Source organism: Hymenobacter sp. AT01-02 (assembly GCF_000961955.2).
Classification (GTDB): domain Bacteria; phylum Bacteroidota; class Bacteroidia; order Cytophagales; family Hymenobacteraceae; genus Hymenobacter; species Hymenobacter mucosus.
The window spans coordinates 35309-51081 of sequence record NZ_JZIR02000017.1; the positions used below are offsets into that span (position 1 = coordinate 35309).

20 protein-coding genes are annotated in these 15773 nt (G+C 58.8%); 12 read left to right on the top strand and 8 right to left on the bottom strand.

Annotation, left to right across the window (positions count from 1 at the left end):
* Positions 1 to 94 precede the first annotated feature (94 nt).
* Together VI25_RS07660 and VI25_RS07665 are read right to left on the bottom strand one after the other, a co-directional pair.
* The gene (locus tag VI25_RS07660) at positions 95 to 658 is read right to left on the bottom strand and encodes a histidine phosphatase family protein (RefSeq protein WP_082455443.1); all 564 of its coding nucleotides are present in this window, start codon (positions 656 to 658) and stop codon (positions 95 to 97) included.
* A 70-nt stretch (positions 659 to 728) separates the two neighbouring features.
* Positions 729 to 1733 carry a DUF1028 domain-containing protein gene (locus tag VI25_RS07665; RefSeq protein WP_316934284.1) on the bottom strand — a complete coding sequence of 335 codons (1005 nt, stop codon included), beginning with the start codon at positions 1731 to 1733 and terminating at the stop codon, positions 729 to 731.
* Between the two features lie 134 nt (positions 1734 to 1867).
* On the opposite strand from VI25_RS07665, the gene VI25_RS23980 reads away from it, so the two are divergent.
* Genes VI25_RS23980 through VI25_RS26645 form a run of 4 tightly spaced genes read left to right on the top strand, consistent with a single transcriptional unit; the run spans position 1868 to position 4468 of the window.
* Positions 1868 to 2866 carry an ABC transporter ATP-binding protein gene (locus tag VI25_RS23980; RefSeq protein ID WP_082455444.1) on the top strand — a complete coding sequence of 333 codons (999 nt, stop codon included), beginning with the start codon at positions 1868 to 1870 and terminating at the stop codon, positions 2864 to 2866.
* 47 nt (positions 2867 to 2913) lie between these two features.
* Positions 2914 to 3570, top strand: coding sequence for an ABC transporter permease (locus VI25_RS26635; RefSeq protein WP_236704947.1), 657 nt, complete (start codon positions 2914 to 2916; stop codon positions 3568 to 3570).
* Positions 3570 to 3758, top strand: a complete 189-nt coding sequence (locus tag VI25_RS26640) for a hypothetical protein (protein WP_236704948.1) — start codon at positions 3570 to 3572, stop codon at positions 3756 to 3758. Before VI25_RS26635 ends, VI25_RS26640 begins: the two co-directional genes overlap by 1 nt.
* Positions 3707 to 4468 carry a glycine betaine ABC transporter substrate-binding protein gene (locus tag VI25_RS26645; RefSeq protein WP_236704950.1) on the top strand — a complete coding sequence of 254 codons (762 nt, stop codon included), beginning with the start codon at positions 3707 to 3709 and terminating at the stop codon, positions 4466 to 4468. Before VI25_RS26640 ends, VI25_RS26645 begins: the two co-directional genes overlap by 52 nt.
* A gap of 1 nt (position 4469) precedes the next feature.
* Here the strand turns inward: VI25_RS26645 and VI25_RS07680 are convergent, their stop codons facing one another.
* Positions 4470 to 5327 (bottom strand): TIGR04283 family arsenosugar biosynthesis glycosyltransferase, encoded by an 858-nt coding sequence (locus VI25_RS07680; RefSeq protein WP_236704952.1) that lies wholly within the window; start codon positions 5325 to 5327, stop codon positions 4470 to 4472.
* Between the two features lie 56 nt (positions 5328 to 5383).
* Between VI25_RS07680 and VI25_RS07685 the strand changes: the two genes are divergently transcribed.
* From VI25_RS07685 to VI25_RS07700, 4 genes are all read left to right on the top strand, one after another.
* Positions 5384 to 6070 (top strand): response regulator transcription factor, encoded by a 687-nt coding sequence (locus VI25_RS07685; protein WP_045689305.1) that lies wholly within the window; start codon positions 5384 to 5386, stop codon positions 6068 to 6070.
* 5 nt (positions 6071 to 6075) lie between these two features.
* A complete protein-coding gene (locus VI25_RS07690) occupies positions 6076 to 7395 on the top strand; it encodes a sensor histidine kinase (protein ID WP_045689304.1) in 1320 nt (439 codons plus the stop codon).
* A gap of 80 nt (positions 7396 to 7475) precedes the next feature.
* Positions 7476 to 7739: a hypothetical protein gene (locus tag VI25_RS07695; protein WP_045689303.1), complete on the top strand. Its 264-nt coding sequence runs from the start codon at positions 7476 to 7478 to the stop codon at positions 7737 to 7739.
* Positions 7740 to 7803: 64 nt separating this feature from the next.
* A complete protein-coding gene (locus VI25_RS07700) occupies positions 7804 to 8010 on the top strand; it encodes a hypothetical protein (protein ID WP_045689302.1) in 207 nt (68 codons plus the stop codon).
* A gap of 70 nt (positions 8011 to 8080) precedes the next feature.
* Here the strand turns inward: VI25_RS07700 and surE are convergent, their stop codons facing one another.
* On the bottom strand, positions 8081 to 8962 hold the full coding sequence (gene surE / locus VI25_RS07705; protein ID WP_045689301.1) for a 5'/3'-nucleotidase SurE: 882 nt from the start codon (positions 8960 to 8962) through the stop codon (positions 8081 to 8083).
* 129 nt (positions 8963 to 9091) lie between these two features.
* Here surE and VI25_RS07710 point away from each other — a divergent pair, with 129 nt between their 5' ends.
* The 4 genes from VI25_RS07710 to VI25_RS07720 all read left to right on the top strand — a co-directional run bounded on the left by VI25_RS07710 (position 9092) and on the right by VI25_RS07720 (position 12227).
* Entirely contained in the window at positions 9092 to 9592 is a 501-nt protein-coding gene (locus tag VI25_RS07710) for a hypothetical protein (protein ID WP_161806894.1), read from the top strand.
* A gap of 44 nt (positions 9593 to 9636) precedes the next feature.
* Entirely contained in the window at positions 9637 to 9795 is a 159-nt protein-coding gene (locus tag VI25_RS25080) for a hypothetical protein (protein WP_161806895.1), read from the top strand.
* 115 nt (positions 9796 to 9910) lie between these two features.
* Positions 9911 to 10345, top strand: a complete 435-nt coding sequence (locus VI25_RS07715; RefSeq protein WP_045689299.1) for a DoxX family protein — start codon at positions 9911 to 9913, stop codon at positions 10343 to 10345.
* Positions 10346 to 10466: 121 nt separating this feature from the next.
* Positions 10467 to 12227 carry a M14 family zinc carboxypeptidase gene (locus VI25_RS07720; protein ID WP_045689298.1) on the top strand — a complete coding sequence of 587 codons (1761 nt, stop codon included), beginning with the start codon at positions 10467 to 10469 and terminating at the stop codon, positions 12225 to 12227.
* A 95-nt stretch (positions 12228 to 12322) separates the two neighbouring features.
* Here VI25_RS07720 and VI25_RS07725 read toward each other — a convergent pair whose 3' ends face one another.
* The 4 genes from VI25_RS07725 to proC form a co-directional block, all read right to left on the bottom strand.
* A complete protein-coding gene (locus VI25_RS07725; protein ID WP_045689297.1) occupies positions 12323 to 13024 on the bottom strand; it encodes a hypothetical protein in 702 nt (233 codons plus the stop codon).
* A 37-nt stretch (positions 13025 to 13061) separates the two neighbouring features.
* Positions 13062 to 13256 carry a hypothetical protein gene (locus VI25_RS07730; RefSeq protein WP_236704954.1) on the bottom strand — a complete coding sequence of 65 codons (195 nt, stop codon included), beginning with the start codon at positions 13254 to 13256 and terminating at the stop codon, positions 13062 to 13064.
* A 224-nt stretch (positions 13257 to 13480) separates the two neighbouring features.
* A complete protein-coding gene (locus VI25_RS07735) occupies positions 13481 to 14728 on the bottom strand; it encodes a bifunctional 3,4-dihydroxy-2-butanone-4-phosphate synthase/GTP cyclohydrolase II (protein ID WP_045689295.1) in 1248 nt (415 codons plus the stop codon).
* 178 nt (positions 14729 to 14906) lie between these two features.
* The gene (gene proC, locus VI25_RS07740) at positions 14907 to 15710 is read right to left on the bottom strand and encodes a pyrroline-5-carboxylate reductase (protein ID WP_045689311.1); all 804 of its coding nucleotides are present in this window, start codon (positions 15708 to 15710) and stop codon (positions 14907 to 14909) included.
* Between the last annotated feature and the right edge of the window lie 63 nt (positions 15711 to 15773).

Sequence of the window (15773 nt, forward strand, 5' to 3'; positions counted from 1 at the left end):
AGAAATGACAAAAGAAAGCCGCCCATCGGCCTGCAAAGGAAGATGGACGGCTAAAAGTAGCAGGAAATGTGAGCTAGGTTGCAGGCGGGCTCAGTTAGTGCTTAGCACCGTAATGCTCCGCCACGGCCGTAGCGGGCCCTGCTGCACTCCCTGGAATAGTGACTTTCAACAGATAATCATACGTGTCGTCGCCAATGCTGGCTACGGGACGAGCGGCGCCAAAAGCTTCTACAGTTTCGAGAATGGTATTGGAATGCCCAACAATGAGCACCGCTTGGCCGCGAAAGTCGCGCTTGATGCGTTCCGCCAGCACTGGGAGCTGCTTGGCATCATAATTTTCAATAGGTAGCCCGTAACGCTCAGCCAGGGGTTGCGCCGTAGCTCGCGTGCGGCCAGTATTTGTACTGAAAACACCCCTAATTCTGGGGCGGGATGCCAGACGCTTACGCAATGCCAAGGCCCGCGCCTGCCCAACCGGCGTGAGGGCGGGGTCAGGTAAATTAGGGGTCAGATCCTTCTCAGCATGGCGCACAATATATACAACCGTGTCGGGGGCACTGGTGTAGCGCTGCCCTGCCTTCGGGCCGAAAGCAGTACCCAGAATAAGCACGGTGAGCAGCGGGAGCATCCACAGCACAGGGCGCGAAAGTTTGTTCATGAAAAAAAGTACCAGGTAGGCGTGTAATGATACAATGGGAAAGGCTCCTTAGCGACGAGGCTTCTCCGCCTTACAAGCTCAGGATTTGTTTCAGCTCCGCGGCGCTTACGGTAAGCAGCCCTACCTTGGGTAGGCGCTCCGTAAGGGTACGCCAGTTGGGGTCTTGCTTGAAGATAGGCTGCAAAAGCTTCATGGCCTGGGGCACCTGCTGCTTGTTGGCAAGGCTGATGGCGTGCCAGTACTTCATTTCCAGGTTCTGAGGAAAAAGCTTCTCGGCTGCTTCATACTCGCGAATAGCACCGGGCACGTCATTTTTCTCCACGGCTAGGTCGCCAGCGTTCATGTGCTCGTAGGCGCGGTGCAGACGCAGAAGGCGACTTAGCTCCTTCAATGGGTCGGCGGCATCGTCTACCCGCAGGTCAATTGCACGGTCTTCCCAAATGCCGGCCCCAGGCTTGCCCCGCACAACCAGTAGCGCCGCCGATTGTCGGCCCCGAACGTCGCCGCCAGCAGCCTGGGCCGCATCCAACGCCGACACGACACGCTCGGCGAAAGGCAGCTTGGCATTTTGCTCGTAGGCGCGGGCCATGGCTGCCGGTACCTTGTTGGTGAGCATCATATTGGCTTGTACCGAGAACTGCGGCCCTTGCTGATGGCCGGCCATATCAATGCACTTGGCACCGGTGTGGGTAGCCACCCGGCCCTGGTTGTCGATGACGGCTACTTGGCGCACCTCGCGGCTTTCGTCGGTGCGGAGCAATTCATCCAGCGTTTCTTGGGCCGACTTGCCACTCTTCAGTAGGGCTAAGCCACGAGGACCAAACGACTTGTTGGTGAAGGATTGGGTAGCAACGGCCCCTACCCCAGCCTCGGCCCAGCTTACGGACGTGCCCACCGAAAACCAATGACTTTGCACAGCCACGGCCATATCACCAGTTTGGGGGTCACGGGCCACAATGGAAAAGGTGTGGGCCAGTGGATCAGTTTGGGTGTATACCTGGGCCGTAGAGGTACGGACGAAGCCCAGCAAAGCAAGAGGTAGCAGGGCGCGGCGAAGAAGTTGTGGTAACATCATAGCAAGGTTCAGAGCAGCCAAGATACGCAGTGTGCTCAACCCGAAATAGACGCTGCTTTATTTCTCCTGGTAGGTGAGGCTGCCGCAGATGATGGGTATCTGCCTACCTTACCAGTCTGTCAGCCTCTGCACCTATGCCTTCTCCTGTTCCGCCCGCCATTGAAGCCCGCGGCCTCACCAAGCACTACGGCCGTCATACGGTGGTGCAAGACGTATCCTTTACGCTAGCGGCGGGCGAAACGCTGGTATTGCTGGGCCCTAGTGGCTGCGGCAAAACGACGCTGCTGCGCATGCTTAATCGCCTAGTGGAGCCAGACACTGGGGCGGTGTACATACAGGGCCAAGACGTGCGCAGCCAAGCGGCCCCGGCGCTGCGCAGGGGCATTGGCTACGTCATCCAGCAAGTAGGCCTCCTGCCCCACTACACGGTAGGCGATAACATTGCCGTAGTGCCGCGTCTCCTGGGCCATCCCGCGGCCCAGGTGGCAGCCCGCACCGAGGCTCTACTTGCCCGCCTACACCTGCCTCCGGAGCGCTACGCCGCGCAGTACCCACACCAGCTTTCTGGGGGGCAACAGCAACGGGTGGGTTTGGCCCGTGCCCTGGCCGCCGACCCACCCATCATCCTGCTCGACGAACCCTTTGGTGCCCTGGACCCCATCACGCGCGCCAGCGTGCGGCGCGACTTCCGGGAGTTAGAGGAACTGCGTCGCAAAACTGTGGTGCTCGTTACGCACGACGTAACTGAAGCCTTCGAACTAGCCGACCGAATCATGCTGCTTGATGCAGGCAAGGTGCAGCAGTTGGGCACGCCCCGGGAGTTGCTCTTCCAACCTGCCAACGACTTCGTACGACAGTTCTTTGAAGCCGAGCAACTTGCCTTACAGCTCCGCACCCTGCAGGTATGTGACGTAATGGCAGACGCGGTTTTTAATCATGAATCACTATCCATACCAAACTATAAATCAGACAGTAACACCATATCACCTATTGCAAGCATTCAAGATGCAATTGCGCTATTGAGCACAGCTGACGCTACCGTTTCGGGTAGTACGGCGCCTGCCTTGGTATGGGTAGCACCCCTGCCCGAGCAGCCTGAGACTGGTCCTGTTCCTTTCTCTTTACCAACCTGATGACGGCCTTTGGGCGGACCATTCAACGCCTGCGCACCTCCTAAACTATGCTTACCGAACTCTTTACTTTCTGGCAAGCACAGGCCGGCAAATTGGGTGAGCAAACCCTTCAGCACATTGGTCTCACGGCGGCTTCTCTGCTGCTGGGCGTAGTGATTGGTGTGCCCTTGGGGCTGCTGCTCACGCGGCGGCCGCGGCTGGCACCGTGGGTACTAGGCACCGCGGGCGTCTTCCAAACCATTCCTAGTATTGCCTTGCTTGGCTTTCTGATTCCAGTCATCGGCATTGGGTGGAAGCCCGCCATTCTTGCACTGTTTCTGTACTCCCTGCTGCCCATTATTCGCAACACGGTGGCGGGCGTGCAGGGCGTAGATGCGGCTGTGGTGGACGCGGCTCGGGGACTAGGTTTTACGGATACGCAGGTGCTGACTCAGGTGGAGCTGCCGCTGGCCTTGCCGGTGCTGCTGGCCGGTATTCGCACCGCGGCCGTTATCAATGTAGGGGTGGCCACCCTGGCCGCCTACATTGCTGCGGGCGGCCTCGGCGAGTTCATTTTTGGTGGCATTGCGTTGAACAAGCCCGCCATGATTTTAGCCGGAGCCATTCCGGCGGCTGTGTTGGCTTTGCTGTTTGATGGGGCCCTGGGCTGGCTCGCCCACAAGCTACCCGCCAGCTTATGCGTACGGGCCAAGTGTTGCTACTGATGCTCCCGCTCCTAGCAGGATTGCTGCTCGTTCCTCGGGCTACCAGCCGACTGCTGGCGGGGTTTAGTCCTGAGTTTGTGGGCCGGGCCGATGGCCTGCCGGGCCTACGCCAGAAGTATGGCCTCAAGCCGCCTCCGTGGTGCTGGCCCCGGCGCTGGTGTACGAAGCAGCCCGCCACGGCGACGTAGACGTTATCGACGGGTATTCTACCGACGGCCGCATCCGTGCTTACGACTTGCAAGTACTACACGACGACCAGCGCGCCTTCCCGCCCTACCAGGCCGTACCCGTAGTGCGCCAGCAAGTACTACGCCAGCACCCCGAACTAACCGCCGTGCTAGCTCGCCTCAACGGGCAGATTTCCGACTCGGTAATGACTGAATTAAACTACCGCGTCGATTACCGACACGAAACGCCGCGCGCCGTAGCCCAGGATTTTCTGCGTCAGCGGGGACTCTGGCACGAGCCCCAACCGGTACGGGGCGCTACTATCCGGCTGGGTTCCAAAATCTTTGCCGAGCAATACATTCTCATTGAGATGTACGCGGCCCTTATTCGTGGCTATACCGATTTGGATGTAGCTACCAAAACTGGCCTGGGCGGCACCAGCATTTGCTTCGAGGCGCTGCGTAATGGCGACATCGACTTGTATCCAGAATACACAGGCACGGGGTTGCTGGTGATTCTGCAGCCCCCAGCCGCTACCCTCGATTCGGTAGGCAGCGCCTCGCCGGCCGTGCTGGGCTACGTGCGTCAGGAGTTTCGCAGGCGCTACGGCTTGGAGTGGCTGGCTCCTATTGGCTTCAACAATACTTACGCCCTCCTGATGCGCCGCCAACAGGCCCAGCAGCTTGGTATTGCTTCTATTACCGAACTGGGCGCCTTTCTGCGGCACTAACCTACCACCTGATCAGGCGGTTGTACACGCGCACTAGCCAGGGCTGGGGTACCCGCAGGCGGTAGAGCAGGCAGAGGAAAGCAAAAATGCTTTGCAGCCGGAACACCCCATTTTCCAGGTATTTGCGGGCGGAGGTAACCACTGTCTGCGGCAGCACCCGAAAGGCGCCGTGCCGTCGCAGTCGGGTCACAATTTCCTGATCTTCCAGCAGCAGCAACTCTTCCCGGAAGCCACCCGCTTGCAAAAACACCTCCCGGCGGGTAAACAAGCTTTGGTCGCCGAACCGGAAGGCATCCACATCGAAGCGCGTAAACCAAGCATTGGCCCGCAGAAACCAGTGGGGATGATCGAAGCGCAAGCGGAAGCAGCCGCTACCGGCCCCAGTGGCTAGGGCTTGCCGGATGGCGGGTAGAAAGTTGGCCGGGGGGTAGGTATCGGCGTGCAGGAAGTACAGAATGTGCCCCTGGGCGGCAGCGGCGCCAGCGTTTAACTGCGCGGCACGCCCCTTCTGGTTCAGCACCAGCACGCGGCCCCCGGCCTGCCGGGCTACCTCGGCGGTTGCATCAGGGCTGTTCGCATCAACTACCAGCAGTTCTACCCCTCCAGCTGGGCCCGCACTGGCACTCAAATAGCGGAGCAAAGCCCCAATACCAGCGGCCTCCTTGTAGGTGGGAATAATAATACTGACTAGTTCCGGCGGCATCCGGGTGCAGGGCGTGGGGTTGAACTGAGGATTGAACTGTAAGCAGAGTAACGAAGCCAGGCGCTCAAGGATGCAGCAAGGCTTCCGATTCGCCCCGCCTACCCCGGCTTCACCGAGAGAACTGACTGGTTTGGCACCCTGGTACGCACTCTTCATTCACTCTTCACGCCTGTGGTGCGTATGTTGGGGCATCATTCGTTACGGTTTCTCTTATGCACGTGCTCATTGTCGAAGACGAAAAAAGCCTCCACCAGGAGGTACGTCAGTTCCTGCTGCAGTCCCAATACCTTGTCGACTCGGCGTATACCTACGCCGAGGCTTCCGAGAAGATCTTCGTGAATAGCTATGATTTCGTGCTGCTAGACCTGGGCTTGCCCGATGGCGACGGCCTGGACCTGCTGCGCGAAGCCCGCCAGAACGATGCCCAGGAAGCCTCCTTTATCATCCTGACGGCCCGCGGTGCCCTCGACGACCGAATTCGGGGCCTGGACTTGGGAGCCGACGACTACTTGCCCAAACCATTTTCCTTACTTGAACTTCAAAGCCGCATGCAGGCCATCATGCGGCGCAAGTTTGGGCTGAAGCGCCAAGAGCTGGACTTCGGCAACGGCTTTCAGCTTGATGCGACCGGACGCACCCTGCGTTACCAAGGCCAGGACGTGTCCCTAACCAAGAAGGAGTTCGACTTACTCCACTACCTCCTCCTGCACAAAAACCGGGTACTCACGCGCTTGCAACTGGGGGAGCACCTATGGGGCAACGTGCTGGAAGACGACTCCGACTCTAACTACATTGACGTACACATTAAGAATATCCGCAAGAAACTGGGGCAATTCGCACCCACCGATTTTCTGGAAACGGTGCGCGGTATAGGGTACCGGGTAACTGAAGCGGGCTAACGGCCATGCGCTTAGAAGCCAAGCTCGCCCTGTTTAATGCCTTGTCGAAGCTGCTGCTCGTGCTGCTGGGGGCCGTCGTGATTCCACCGGTAGTTAGCCGGGTGGCCGTAGCGCATACCGACGAGCGCCTGCACGAAAAGCAGGCCGAGGTCATGCAGCTCATCCGGCGCAACGGCATATCGGCATTCGTGCAAGGCGAGGCCTACGCCGATTATAACATTCTCAAGCAGGAATATATCAGCTTGGGTCCGCTGTCGGCGGCGGCCCGTTCGGAGGCCAGTCCGCGCATCTTCGACGAGCCCCGGCAGGTAGACAATGATATTGAAGACTTCCGCATTCTGAGCTACCACTTCACCATCAAGGGCCGCCCCTACCGTCTGGAAATCGGCTCGTCCTTGGCCACGGTGGAGCTACTGACGGATACGTTGCGCCGCATGGCCTTGTGGGTGCTCGTCATTGGCGCCGCCATCACCATTTTCACCGACGCCGCCTTTGCCCACTACCTACTGCGGCCTCTGCGCCAGCTCATTACCCGCAAGCTAAAAGGGGTTCACCACCCTTCCGCCTTTTCCTACACGCCGCTTGATACGGCTACGACCGATTTTCGCCGCCTCGATAACGACCTGAACACGATGATGCGCAAGATTCAGTCGGCCTTTGAGAAAGAGCGGGAATTTATGTCCAATGTGTCGCACGAGTTGCTAACTCCGGTGAGCATTCTGCAGTCGAGGTTCGAGAATATGTTGCAAGACCCGGAGCTTAGCCACGCTCACTCGCTCAAAATTGTAGAGTCGCAGAAGACGCTGTACCGCCTGCGCAACACGGTAAAAACACTACTTTTAATTGCTAACATTGAAAACGAACAGTACCTGCGCGACGAGGCCGTATCGGTGGCTACGGTGCTGGCCGAAGTAACCAACGAGTTGGAAGACCGCCTGGCCCAGCGGGAACTGAAGCTGCTGGAAGACTTGCGCCCCGACTACGTACTACCCCAGGCTAACCGCACGCTGCTGTTCACGCTACTGTTCAACTTGGTCAGCAACGCTATCAAGTACAACAAATGGGGCGGCAGCATAACCATTACCGGCCGGCCGGAGGGGAGCGGCTACCGCCTGGCCGTAACGGATACGGGCCCGGGTATTGCGCCTGAGCACCTCCCCCACCTGTTCGACCGGTTTCGGCGTTTTCAGGCGGGGGCAGCGGCCCCGGAAGGCTACGGCCTGGGGCTACCCATTGCCAAAACCATTGCCGAGTTTCACAAGGCTGATTTGACGGTAGAATCGGAGGTAGGCAAGGGCACTACGTTTGCGCTACGGTTTCCCTAGCAATGCAGCGAGTAAGCACGACTATACGGGAAAAGTTTACGTATATGGTCCATATCTCCCACCTCTTTTTTCCTTGTAGTATGAAAAAGCTGCTCGTTCTGCTAAGCTTCTCCCTTGCCACGATGGGCGCCCAGGCCCAGGCTGTTCAACAAAAGACAACCACTACCAGCACGCAGTCCTCGGCGGCAGGCACTACCCGGACCACCGCGCGCACCCACAACGTGGCTACCCCCAGTGGCAACTACCACTCTTCAACCCGCACGCAAACCAAAACGACGCCGGCCCCCGCTACCAAAAAAACGGCCACTCGCCGCACTACTGCTACCCGGCGCGTCAGCCAGTAGTAGATTCACCCGGCCTTCATGCGAGGCAAAGTAGATTTGATAACTACCCTTTCTACTCCTCGCAATGAAAAAGCTGTTGCTTGCGGCACTCGTGTTGGCCGCCTTGGTGGTGTTGCTGTGGCGCGGGCACCAGCCTTCTACGCTACCCCACCCTTTGGCATCGGTGCCCATCATCCGAAAGCATGTTCCGGAGCCTCACAAGCATGTTTCGGAGGTGCCCGGTTTTCCCGAACACCAGCCGCTTCACTCCCATCATTCTCCCCGTTACTAAATACCTCACCACAACAAACAGCCCCGACTAGTAGTAGCCGGGGCTGTTTGTTGTGGTGAGGTGGAGCTACTTATCCGAGGCCCTCCGCCGACTCACCGGGCTCGGGCGTGGCGCTGCCCACGTGGGGCGCTGGCTTAGCAGCAGGCTCTGCCACGGGAGTACTCCGTAGCTGCCAGGAAGTGTTCATGTCGCGCAGGGCATGATGAGCTGTGAGGTCAAACTGGCAGGGCACAATGGAAATGTAGTTGTTCGCTAGGGCCCACTCATCGGTATCGGTACCATTATCCAGGTTCACAAATTCCCCAATCAACCAGTAGTACGGGCGACGGTGAGGGTCGTGGCGCAGGTCAAACTCCTCCTGCCATTTCGCGCGGGCCTGCCGACAGATCTTAGCCCCCACAATGGGCGTTTCGGAATTCTTGGGAATGTTGACGTTCAGAGCCGTACCGGCCGGGATACCGTGCTCCAGGGCCTGACGCGTGAGGTGCTCAATCCAGCCCTCGGTGTGGGAGAAATCCGCGTCGTGGCCGTACTCGCACAAGGAAAAGCCAATGGCTGGCAGTCCTTCGATGGCCGCCTCAATGGCCGCCGACATAGTGCCGGAGTACAACACATTCACGGAAGAGTTGGAGCCGTGGTTGATGCCTGACACTACCAAATCGGGGTTGCGGTCCTTCAGTACGTAGTGTTTGGCCAGCTTCACGCAATCGGCGGGGGTGCCGCTGCATTCGTAGGCTTCGATACCGGGAAAGATGGTGCTGGCATCGAGGCGCAGGGGATGGCCAATGGTGATGGCGTGGCCCATACCCGACTGCGGGGAATTGGGCGCTACCACGACTACCTCGCCGATACGGGCCATGACGCGGACGAGGGTAGCAATGCCGGGGGCAGTAATGCCGTCGTCGTTGGAGATAAGAATGAGCGGTTTGCGGGCTTCGGCAGACACGGGCAACTAGGCTAGAGGTGAACAGGAAAGGATGGTAAAGGTACGCAACCTACGTGCCGACGGTCAATTACGATTCGATTACGCGTGGGCGCCTCTTCCGAGCGCCTACCTTAACAACCTGTCTTGTGGCTGCGTATGGAGAGGATGCTGAACCGTTTCTTGCCCTTTTTGCCGGCCCTGGCTGCCACCGTGCTAAGTGCTGCCTTCAGCGCCTGCGACTCCCGCAGCGCCACCGATACCGGCTCGCCACCCTTTGTGCCGGAGAATGGGGCCACGGACCCCGCCGCCGTCGAGCCAGGTGCTGCGGCCGTAGCCAAGGTGCCCGGCGTTCCATCTCCCTTGGCGGGCGCCCCCCTTCCCGACTCTCTTCATCTGCTCAGCCCTGGCCAAGCCGGCCGTTTGCGCCTGGGCATGCGGGAAGAGCAGATTAAAAAGGTAGTGCCCGCCAGCTTGCTACGCGCCACTACCTACACCGATAATGGCAAGCAGCTGCCCGCCTACGAGATGCGCGACGCCCAGCAACCAACCGCGCCGCCCACCATTCTTCACCTCATTGGCGACTCTAGCGCTGGGTTTCGCCTGCGCCGCATTCGTATCTACGATTCGCAGTACCGCACGGCCGAGGGCATTGGGTAGGTTCGCCGTTTGGTGCGGCTCGTCAGAACCTTGGCCTCACGCGGGTGCGCCCCACCCCGGCCGGTTTCGCCGCCGTATCAGGGGAGGTCAAGATGGCCTGGGTAATTGACCCTAACTCTCTGCCAGCCAAGCACCCCGAGGAAATGAACTCAGCTGATATTCCGCCCGCGGCTCGCATTACCGGCGTGTTGCTTTACCAGTAAGGTTTCGCCCCGACTTGTTGGGCAACCGCATATTTCTGGTACTTTGCCAACGCAAGCTGCACACTACAGCCCTGTATTCCTTTCTTGTTCTGCCCGGCCTTTCCCTGCTTTGCCTATGGCTTTGTTTGAAAACCGCTACCGCACGCATGATCTTGGCTTGCTCCTGCTACGCGTGGGCATTGGGTTTATGTTCACCTTGCATGGCTACCCCAAGCTCATCGGCGGAATGGAAACCTGGACCCAGGTTGGAGGTGCCATGAAAGTGATAGGCGTGAGCGTAGCCCCAGCTTTCTGGGGTTTTTTGGCGGCCGCAGCCGAAGCCGTGGGCGGGCAACTGCTCGCCATTGGCTTGTTTTTCCGCCTTACCTGTGCGCTGCTCCTGGCCACCATGCTCCTAGCCACTCTTCAGCACCTGAGTACCGGAGACGGCTTTGCGGCTTACTCTCACGCCCTGGAATCGGCCTTTTTATTTTTAGGGTTGCTTTTTACGGGTCCTGGTAAGTATAGCGTCGACCAGTTGATCTTCCCGCCGCGTCGCCGGCTGTATTAGCCCACTATTCATGGCTTGCGGCGGTCCTGACTGGATAGTTAGTAGGACGCTTCCCCTTTTCTGCCTTTTCTTTGTCATCCTTCGCTTTGCGGGGGATGATTTTTTATTGCGGCTCCTGCGTATGCTCTCCTTCCTGCTTTCTACCCTGCTGCTTGCAGCTCCCGCCTCCTCTCCTGACTGGCGCACCCCCTTCGAGAAAGGCAACGGCAATACCACCACTACCTATGCCGAGTGCATTGCCTACTACCAGCGGCTAGACAAAGCTTACCCAGAAATACGCATGCGGGAAATAGGCGGCACGGATGCCGGCCTACCCCTGCACGAGGTGGTAGTAGGGCTAGACAAAACCTTTGAGCCGGCCAAGGTGCGGAGCAAGAACCGCCGCATAATTCTGATTCAGAACGGCATCCACCCGGGCGAACCGGAAGGCATTGACGCTGCCATGGCCCTGGCGCGCGACTACGTGCAGAAACCCGAACTGCGGCAGCAGCTGCGGGATATTACGCTGGTTATTATTCCCATTTACAATGTGGATGGCTCCCTGAACCGCAACAGCACCACGCGCGCCAACCAGAACGGGCCGGAGTCGTACGGTTTCCGCGGCAACGCCCGCCACCTCGACCTGAACCGGGACTACGTGAAGCAGGACTCGCGCAATGCCCGCACGTTTGCCGAGCTGCTCACCCGCTGGCGTCCTGATGTGTTTGTGGATACGCACACCTCCGATGGGGCCGACTACCAGTACGCCATGACTCTTATTGCTACGCAGAAAGATAAGCTGCATCCGGCCCTGAGTCAGTACATGACCCAAACGCTGCTTCCCCAGCTCTACGGTGGCATGCAGCAGCGTGCCACCCCTATGACGCCCTACGTGGACTTTGAGGGCCGCACGCCCGACGCCCGGGGCCTCGTAGGTTTTCTGGAGACGCCCCGCTATTCCTCCGGCTATACGGCGCTGTTCAATACTATCGGCTTCATCACCGAAACCCACATGCTGAAAGCCTACACTCCGCGGGTAAAGGCTCAGTATGACTTCCTCGACTTACTGATTCACGCCGTAGTGCACGACAAAGTCGCTATCGGCCAGGCCCGTGCCGAAGCCGATAGCCAGCTAGCTGCCCAAACTACGTTTCCGCTGGCCTGGAAGCTAGACACCACAGCGGCCGAAACAGTCACGTTTCTGGGGTATGAGGGCCGCCTTACGCCCAGTGAAATCAGCAATAAGCCCCGCCTCTCCTACGACCGCCAGGCTCCCTACTCGCGCCAGATTCCATACTACAACACCTTCCGGCCTACCCTGGCGGTGCAGCGCCCCCAGGCCTACCTCATCCCCCAGGCTTGGACGGAAGTAGTAGACCGCCTGCGCCGCGCCGGTACCAGCCTGCGCCGCCTCACCCGCGACACGACCCTGACGGGCGAGGTATATTATGTTCAGGACTACAAAACCGGGCCGCGCCCGTACGAGGGGCATTACCTGCACTCCCAAGTGGAACTACGCACGGTGCAGCAACCCACTGCCTTCCATACTGGCGACTACGTAGCCTGGCTAAACCAGCCTACCGCGCGCTACCTTGTAGAAACTCTAGAACCCCAAGCCACCGACTCGTTTTTCTCCTGGGGCTTCTTTGACAGCATTTTGCAGCAGAAAGAGTACTTCTCTGACTACGTGTTTGAGGACGTAGCTGCCGATCTGCTGCGGAAAGACCCCACCCTGCGGGCGCGTCTGGAAAAGCTGAAACAGCAAAACGCCGCCTTCGCCGCAAGTGGGGCAGCCCAGCTCGATTGGGTGTACCGCCAGTCGGAGTACTATGAAAAGTCCCACCTGCGCTACCCCATCATGCGTTGGAGTGGGGGCAAGTTGCCCGATGCGGCAGACAAGTAAAGTGCCGCCTATTTTTGCAGCGAGTTGGCGTAGTTCACAATGTAGGCCAGCTCGCGGGGGTCAGTGTAGTTGAGCTTGTTCTGCTTGACGTACTGCTAAATCTGCCGGTTATGGTTGCGAAAATAGGATAGCAAGTCCTTCTTAGGATTGCGCAGAGGGAGCACGTTCCCGTTGGGCATACCCAGGTAGAAATTGTCTTTCACGTCGGTGTAGTAGCCCATGGTGCGGCCGGCACCGTAGGGAGACCCATACCCATAGCCGCCGTAACCAATGGGCCCGTTGTAATTTACGGGTCGCTCAATCAGGCCTTCACGCCGAAGCAAGATGATGGGCCCACCGCTGAGCTGCTCAAAGAAGCCAGGGGTACGGAAGTCACTGTAGTCGTTGTCGCGGTTCCAGCGGTAGGTCCGGAACACGCGCACCAGGGCCGTATCGGGCCGCTCGCGGCGGCGTGGCACGGGCATGCTGTTAAAGAAAGGACTCCCGTAATAGTACCCCTGCCGCATGGAGTAGAAGTCATCGTAGTAGTACTGTTCTCGGCGCCGGTCGTATCGCTCGCCTTGCACAGCAAAGCTCTGCACATTCACGGCCGGCAAAGTGCGCACGGTATTGTCGGCCATAGTCATAGTGAGCATGTCTTCGGAGCGGTGCAGGGCCAGCGGGCCACTGAGAGTGTCGCCGGTAGACAGCAACACGGATGCTTGGTTGAACTGCTGGGTGAAGCCCGTGCCCGTCCGTTGGGCGTGAGCAGCCAAGGACAGCAGGAGCAAGAAGAATGGGCCGAGAAGCTGTTTCATACCACAGGATACGAAGACCAGCGGATTTCGGTAGCAGCTACGGCAGCGGCACAAACTGCCCCTGCCGGAATACCAGCTTGAACGGCCTAAATGGTTTATTGGCGTATGCATCCGCTTTTTCCGGGCCGCCTGCATCGTTCAACGACAACACATGCCGTGCCGGATCAAACGTCATGGTCACGTTGCCGATAGTCAGCTCATTTTTGTTGCTATGGTCCTTGACGCTGAACACCTGATTATCAAAATCAGGTAGTTGCCCTTCAGTTCCAACACGTACGCCGTGTAGCCCACGCAAATACTGCTGCCTCTCTCATTGCCGAGCAGCAGATACATAGTGCGCCCCGGCGCGCTAAGCGGATATATAGCTTCAGGTAATCAGCCGCATCTATTTATAATAAAACAGGAAGCCCCAGCTGGAAAATTTCCGGCCGGGGCTTCTGTTGTGCTACTCTCCGCCTACAACTCCGAGGTAGCAGCCTTTACGTCGGGGTGCGGGGTGCGGTCTTTGTGGAGGATGGTGTGGCCCAGCTTGTCGCGCTTAGTGGTGAGGTAGCGCTCATTGTGCTCGTTGGGCTCTACTTCAATTGCTACCGACTCCACAATCTCTAAGCCGTAGCCTATTAGGCCCGTGCGCTTGCGGGGGTTGTTGGAAAGCAAGCGCATCTTCGAGATACCCAGGTCTCGGATGATTTGGGCGCCTACCCCGTAGTCGCGCTCATCCATACCAAAGCCCAGCTCCAAGTTGGCTTCTACCGTGTCGCGGCCCTGCTCTTGGAGCTTGTAGGCGCGCAGCTTGTTGAGCAGGCCAATGCCCCGGCCCTCCTGGTTCATGTACACAATCACGCCGCGTCCTTCGCGCTCAATCTGCTGCATGGCGCGGTGGAGCTGAGGGCCACAGTCGCAGCGGCAGGAGCCGAAGATGTCGCCCGTAACGCAGGAGCTATGCACGCGCACCAGCACGGGCTCGGGGCCCGAAATATCGCCTTTCACCAGAGCTAAGTGCTGGGCGTTGGTGCTGCGCTGGGTGTAAGCAATCAGGTCGAAGTCGCCGTAGTCGGTGGGCAGCTTCACGGAAATTTCGCGGGTGATGAGGCTTTCCTTTTCGAGGCGGTACTTAATCAGGTCCTGTACCGAAATCAGCTTAAGGTTCCACTTGGTGGCTACCTCCCGCAGCTCGGGTAAGCGGGCCATTTCCCCATCCTCGCGCAGAATTTCTACGAGCACCCCAGCCGGTTCAAACCCCGCCAAACGAGCGAGGTCGATGGCGGCTTCGGTATGGCCCGCCCGACGAAGCACCCCTTCTTTGCGGGCTTTGAGGGGGAAGATATGGCCCGGTTTGCCCAGCTCGTCCGGCTTGGTTTCGGGGTCGATGAGGGCCAGGATGGTTTTAGAACGGTCGGAGGCAGAAATACCGGTTGTCACGCCATTCTTTAGCAGGTCGATGCTAACGGTGAAGGGCGTAGAGTGCAGAGCCGTGTTGCGGCCTACCATCAGCTCCAGCCCCAGCTCTTCGCAGCGCTGCTCAATAAGCGGTGCGCACACCAGGCCACGGCCGTGAGTAGCCATGAAATTGATTACCTCAGGCGTGGCGCAGCGGGCCGCGCAGATAAAGTCGCCTTCGTTTTCGCGGTCTTCGTCGTCAACGACTACTACCACCTTGCCGGCGCGAATGTCGGCAATGGCGTCTTCAATGGAATCCAGCATGAATAGCGGATGTAACGGAGTAAAAGGATTTCGCGGGGGTGTTCCGGCGGGAACGAATGCGAAGCTGTTGCTACAACCAGCAACGGTGCCGCGAAGTTACGAACACTGCCGTTGACACTAAGGGATTGGATTAATTTGCTTACCCCGCCTCGCTATTTCCGCCATCTTCTGCGCCCTCTTACTCCTTGGCTAGCTCTGTGGCGCGCTGCTGGGCTGCTTTCATGCCCGAAATAATGGTTTCGCTGAGCCCACCGGCGCGAAAAGCTCCCAGCGCCGCTTCGGTGGTACCGCCCTTGGAAGCCACGGCCCCAATTAGCTCGTCGATTGTCTTATCGGAGTTGTTGAGCAGGTGGAAGGCCCCGAGCATGGTTTGTTTCACCAGCAGCCCCGCTACCGACTCGGTGAATCCTAGCTCCTTACCGGCCTGCATCATGGCTTGCACGATGTAGTAGAAGTAGGCGGGGCCACTGCCACTTACGGCCGTTACGGCGTCGAGCATGGTTTCATCCTCCAAGAAAATTGACCTACCCGTGGCGTTAATTAGGTTTTCTACTTGGTGCAAGCGGCTCCGCTCTACCTCCGGCGAGGCCGAGAAACCAGTGATACCCATGCCCAGCAGGGCCGGCGTATTGGGCATGGCGCGCAGCACCTGGCGGTGATTTAGCTCCCGCTGCAAGCGCGCAATGGGAATACCCGCCATAATAGACAACACAATTTGCCGGGGACGCAACACACTGCGCAGGCCTTCGGCGGCCCGCCAAAAATCCTGGGGCTTCACGGCCAGCAGCACCATGTCGTACTCGCCTACGGCCACCGTAAGCGTGCCGGTGGGCAGGCCGGGCATTAGGGTAGTGAGGCGCTGGCAATGCACGTCGTCGCGGCCCAGCAGTAGCAAGTCGGCGCGGGCTACTAAGTCGTAGTTCAGAAAGGCTTTTGCAAAGGCCTGGCCCATGTTGCCGCAGCCCAAAATGGCAATACGCAGGTTAGAGGTCATGGCGGGGAATTAGGGGAGTAGAAGTAAGCCCATGAGAAGCATCGGCTGGTT

Coding starts and splice junctions, on each gene's coding strand:
- VI25_RS07660 (WP_082455443.1), bottom strand. CDS start 658: ATGAACAAACTTTCGCGCCCTGTGCTGTGGATGCTCCCGCTGCTCACC.
- VI25_RS07665 (WP_316934284.1), bottom strand. CDS start 1,733: ATGATGTTACCACAACTTCTTCGCCGCGCCCTGCTACCTCTTGCTTTG.
- VI25_RS23980 (WP_082455444.1), top strand. CDS start 1,868: ATGCCTTCTCCTGTTCCGCCCGCCATTGAAGCCCGCGGCCTCACCAAG.
- VI25_RS26635 (WP_236704947.1), top strand. CDS start 2,914: ATGCTTACCGAACTCTTTACTTTCTGGCAAGCACAGGCCGGCAAATTG.
- VI25_RS26640 (WP_236704948.1), top strand. CDS start 3,570: ATGCTCCCGCTCCTAGCAGGATTGCTGCTCGTTCCTCGGGCTACCAGC.
- VI25_RS07680 (WP_236704952.1), bottom strand. CDS start 5,327: ATGAAGAGTGCGTACCAGGGTGCCAAACCAGTCAGTTCTCTCGGTGAA.
- VI25_RS07685 (WP_045689305.1), top strand. CDS start 5,384: ATGCACGTGCTCATTGTCGAAGACGAAAAAAGCCTCCACCAGGAGGTA.
- VI25_RS07690 (WP_045689304.1), top strand. CDS start 6,076: ATGCGCTTAGAAGCCAAGCTCGCCCTGTTTAATGCCTTGTCGAAGCTG.
- VI25_RS07695 (WP_045689303.1), top strand. CDS start 7,476: ATGAAAAAGCTGCTCGTTCTGCTAAGCTTCTCCCTTGCCACGATGGGC.
- VI25_RS07700 (WP_045689302.1), top strand. CDS start 7,804: ATGAAAAAGCTGTTGCTTGCGGCACTCGTGTTGGCCGCCTTGGTGGTG.
- VI25_RS07710 (WP_161806894.1), top strand. CDS start 9,092: ATGGAGAGGATGCTGAACCGTTTCTTGCCCTTTTTGCCGGCCCTGGCT.
- VI25_RS07715 (WP_045689299.1), top strand. CDS start 9,911: ATGGCTTTGTTTGAAAACCGCTACCGCACGCATGATCTTGGCTTGCTC.
- VI25_RS07720 (WP_045689298.1), top strand. CDS start 10,467: ATGCTCTCCTTCCTGCTTTCTACCCTGCTGCTTGCAGCTCCCGCCTCC.
- VI25_RS07725 (WP_045689297.1), bottom strand. CDS start 13,024: ATGAAACAGCTTCTCGGCCCATTCTTCTTGCTCCTGCTGTCCTTGGCT.
- VI25_RS07735 (WP_045689295.1), bottom strand. CDS start 14,728: ATGCTGGATTCCATTGAAGACGCCATTGCCGACATTCGCGCCGGCAAG.